Source organism: Roseateles sp., assembly GCF_046300915.1.
Taxonomy (GTDB): Bacteria; Pseudomonadota; Gammaproteobacteria; order Burkholderiales; family Burkholderiaceae_C; genus Kinneretia.
Map to the genome: position 1 here is coordinate 1 of NZ_JBKCLH010000115.1, position 4,236 is coordinate 4,236.

At 69.2% G+C, this 4,236-nt stretch carries 4 protein-coding genes; 2 read left to right on the forward strand and 2 right to left on the reverse strand.

What is annotated here, in order from left to right:
* Together ACK5F2_RS08560 and ACK5F2_RS08565 are read right to left on the reverse strand one after the other, a co-directional pair.
* Positions 1-727, reverse strand: a 727-nt coding sequence (locus ACK5F2_RS08560) for a TPM domain-containing protein (protein ID WP_409864100.1), incomplete at its 3' end; no start/stop codon positions are given.
* Between the two features lie 7 nt (positions 728-734).
* Positions 735-1,355: a LemA family protein gene (locus ACK5F2_RS08565; protein WP_409864101.1), complete on the reverse strand. Its 621-nt coding sequence runs from the start codon at positions 1,353-1,355 to the stop codon at positions 735-737.
* Positions 1,356-1,450: 95 nt separating this feature from the next.
* Between ACK5F2_RS08565 and hemE the strand changes: the two genes are divergently transcribed.
* Both hemE and priA read left to right on the forward strand, forming a co-directional pair.
* Positions 1,451-2,548, forward strand: coding sequence for a uroporphyrinogen decarboxylase (gene hemE, locus ACK5F2_RS08570; protein WP_409864102.1), 1,098 nt, complete (start codon positions 1,451-1,453; stop codon positions 2,546-2,548).
* 342 nt (positions 2,549-2,890) lie between these two features.
* On the forward strand, positions 2,891-4,236 hold a 1,346-nt coding region (priA, locus tag ACK5F2_RS08575; protein ID WP_409864103.1), incomplete at its 3' end, for a primosomal protein N'.

A 4,236-nucleotide genomic window follows, 5' to 3' on the forward strand; every position in this document is an offset into this window, starting at 1 on the left:
CCAGCAGCAGGGCGCCCAGGCCGGCACCGATGGCCATCAAGATGCTGCTGCTGAAGATCCAGCCCGCAGCGCCGGCGGCACCACCGGTGGCCAGGCTGCCCAGTTTGCGGCCCAGCATGGCGGTGAGCAGCGCGCCCAGCACCGGCACGGCGATGAAGAAGAGGGCGCTCAGCTCCTCCAGCTGCAGACCGGCGTCGGGCGAGGCGGACCGCGCACCCGCCACGGGCGCGGGCAGGTTCTCGCCGCGGATGCGCGCCTGCAGCTGGTCCACCGCCAGGTTCAGGCCGCCGGCATAGTCGCCCTTCTTGAAGGCCGGCGCGATGGCGTTCTGGATGATCTGGCGCGCAGCCAGATCGGGCACCGCGCCCTCCAGCGCCTTGGCCACCGCGATGCGCACCTTGCGCTCGTCCTTGGCCACCACGATCAGCAGGCCGTCGCCCACCTCGCGCCGGCCCAGCTTCCAGGCGTCGCCCAGGCGCTGGGTGTAGTCGGTGATGTCCTCCGGCGCGGTGCCGGCCAGCATCAGGATCACGATCTGCGGCCCGGCCTCGCGCTCGAAGGCCGCGAGCTTGTCTTCCAGGGCCTGGCGCTGTACCGGGCTGAGGGTGCCGGTGCTGTCCATCACCCGTGCCGTCAGCACGGGCAGGGGGCGCAGCTCGGCCTGGGCCCGGCCCATCAGGGGCCAGACGCACAGAGCCAGCAGGAGGAGGGCGAGCAGCCGCCGCATGGCGGGCTTACTTGGACGCCGGCTTGTCGAAGCTCACCGCGGGCGCGGTCTTGATCGCGGCCTCGTTCTCCACCTCGAAGCTGGGCTTCACTTGGTAGCTGAAGACCATGGCGGTGAGATTGCTGGGGAAGCTGCGCGCCAGCACGTTGTAGTCCGCCACCGACTTGATGTAGCGGTTGCGGGCCACGGTGATGCGGTTCTCCGTACCCTCCAGCTGCACGCGCAGGTCCTGGAAGCCCTGGTTGGCCTTGAGGTTGGGATAGTTCTCAGTGACCATCAGCAAGCGGCTCAGCGCACCCGAGAGCTCGCCTTGGGCGGCCTGGAAGCGCTTGAGCGCCGCCGGGTCATTGGCCAGCTCGGGCGTGACCTGGATGCTGGTGGCCTTGGCGCGGGCCTCCACCACCTTGGTGAGCGTTTCCTGCTCGAAATTGGCCTCGCCCTTGACGGTGTTGACGATATTGGGAATCAGGTCGGCGCGGCGCTGGTACTGGCTCAGCACCTCGGCCCAGCTGGCCTTGACCTGCTCGTCCAGGCGCTGGAACTCGTTGTAGCCGCAGCCCGACAGCATGATGCTGCTGCTGATCACAAGGGCGGCCAGGGCGCCGCGGCGCAGGGTCGGGATGGGCATTGCGATTCCTCCTTGATGTATCTCAATGAGCCAGGGCCTGTCCAGCTTCGTGGCGAGCGGACTGGGGCTGATCACGCAGCGGATAATGCCAGACCATGAGCGCTTTTCCCCAGCTGCAAAACGACAATTTCCTGCGCGCCTGCCTGCGCCAGCCCACCGACCACACGCCCCTCTGGCTGATGCGCCAGGCCGGCCGCTATCTGCCCGAGTACCGCGCCACGCGGGCCAAGGCGGGCAGCTTCATGGGCCTGGCCACGAATGTGGACTACGCCACCGAGGTCACGCTGCAGCCCCTGGAGCGCTACCCGCTGGACGCCGCCATCCTGTTCAGCGACATCCTGACCGTGCCCGACGCCATGGGCTTGGGCCTGTCCTTCGCCCAGGGTGAGGGCCCCAAGTTCGCCAAGGTGGTGCGTGACGAGGCGGCGGTGGCCGAGCTGGCCGTGCCGGATATGGACAAGCTGCGCTATGTCTTCGACGCCGTCACCTCCATCCGCCGCGCGCTCAATGGCCGCGTGCCCCTGATCGGCTTCTCCGGCAGCCCCTGGACCCTGGCCTGCTATATGGTGGAAGGCGGCGGCTCCGATGACTACCGCCAGGTCAAGAGCCTGATGTACGCGCGCCCGGACCTGATGCACCGCATCCTGCAGATCAATGCCGATGCCGTGGCCGCCTACCTCAACACGCAGATCGAGGCCGGCGCCCAGGCGGTGATGATCTTCGACAGCTGGGGTGGCGTGCTGGCCGACGGCATGTTCCAGCGCTTCAGCCTGGACTACTCCCGGCGTGTGCTGGCTCAGCTCAAGCGCGAGCATGAGGGCCAGCGCATTCCGGCCATCCTCTTCACCAAGGGCGGCGCCCTGTGGCTGGACGAGATCGCCGCCGCCGGCGCCGATGTGGTGGGGCTGGACTGGACCGCCAACCTCGGCCAGGCCCGCGCCCGCGTGGGCGACAAGGTGGCCCTGCAGGGCAATCTGGACCCCAATGTGCTCTTCGCCCCGCCTGCCGCGGTGCGCGAGCAGGCCCGTGCGGTGCTGGACAGCTTTGGCCGCCCGCAGCGTGCCGACGGCGGCTGGGATGGCCATATCTTCAACCTGGGTCATGGCATCAGCCAGTTCACGCCGCCCGAGAGCGTGGCCGAGCTGGTGGATGAGGTGCACCGCTACTCGCGCCAGCTGCGCAGCGCCGCCTGAGGGCGGCCCGGTCCCGGCTCTGGTGGCGGCGCAGGCTCGGTAAGTGAGCACTCAGGCCTTGACTTATCCCCAGTTTGTAGTCAGCGAGCGGGGGCCGTGGACAAAGTGCGTCAGCCCCTCGGTGTTTTCCCGGTGGGCGGCTAAGTGCTTGATTCATAAGGCCTGCACCGATTTGGGGGGGAATGGCTTTTGCAAAGCCTCGCGACGCTTGCCGCGGCCGGCGCCGCGACTGTTAGCAAGTCACCCACAAAGTTATCCACAGAAATTTCCCCAGCCGGGAAAGTCTTTGCGGATCAGCAACTTGGACTCACAAGCTCAGACTCCGCTTGAGCGGAGGGCCGCATGACACAGCGCCTGCGCGTGGCGGTGGAAGCCCCGCAGCACAGCGGCCTGAGTGCCCCGCTGGACTATCTGAGCGAGGGGCCCATCGCCCCCGGCAGCCTGGTGCGCGTGCCCCTGGGCCGGCGCGAGCTGGCCGGCATTGTCTGGCCGGGGCCGGGCGAGGAGGGCGCCGCCGCGCTGGACGAGGCCCAGCTGCGCCCGGTGCTGGCGGTGCTGGACGCGCTGCCCCCGCTCTCAAAGCGCTGGTGCGAGCTGGTCGAGTTTGCGGCCAGTTACTACCAGCGCAGCATCGGCGAGGTGGCGCTTTCGGTGCTTCCGCCCCAGCTGCGCGAGCTCACGCCCGAGCAGCTGCAGGCGCGGCTCAAGAAGCTGGACAAAAAGCCCAAGAAACCGCGGGCTGAGGCCAGCCCTGATCCCGCACCCCGGCCCGAGCCTCCCACGCTGAGCCCCGACCAAGCCCTGGTGCTGGACCGTTTGGACGAGCTGCTGCTCACGCCGGGCGACGCCGCGCCGCCGCCCGTCCTGCTTTACGGGGTGACGGGCAGCGGCAAGACCGAGGTCTATCTGCGCGCCACCGAGCATGCGCTGAGCCAGGGCCGCCAGGTGCTGGTCCTGGTGCCCGAGATCAATCTCACGCCCCAGCTGGAGGCGCGCTTTGCCGAGCGCTTTGCGGGCACACCCATGGTGTCCCTGCACAGCGCGCTCACGCCCGCGCAGCGCCTGGGCAACTGGCTGCATGCCCATCTGGGCCGAGCGCGCCTGGTGCTGGGCACGCGGCTGGCGGTTTTTGCCTCACTGCCCGAGCTGGGGCTGATCGCGGTGGACGAGGAGCACGACCCCTCCTACAAGCAGCAGGACGGCGCGCGCTACTCCGCCCGCGACCTGGCCGTGTACCGCGCGCGCCTGGAGAAGGTGCCGGTGATCCTGGGCTCGGCAACACCCTCGCTGGAGAGCTGGCAGCACGCCAACACCGGCCGCTATCTGCGCCTGACCCTGCCGGGGCGCATCGGTGGCGGCGCCCTGCCGCGGGTGCGGCTCTTTGACATGAACAGCCTGCCGCGCCGCAAGGGCGTGAGCACCGCGCTCTCGCCGCCCCTGCTGGCCGCGCTGCGCCAGCGCCTGGAGGCGGGTGAGCAGAGCCTGGTGTTCCTGAACCGGCGCGGCTATGCGCCGGTGCTGCACTGCGCCGAGTGCGGCTGGAAGAGCGAATGCCCGCACTGCAGCGCCTACCGCGTCTTCCACAAGAATGATCGCAGCCTGCGCTGCCACCACTGCGGCTTCAGCCAGCGCGTACCGGCCGAATGCCCCGACTGCGGCAACCAGGACATTGCGCCCCTGGGCCGCGG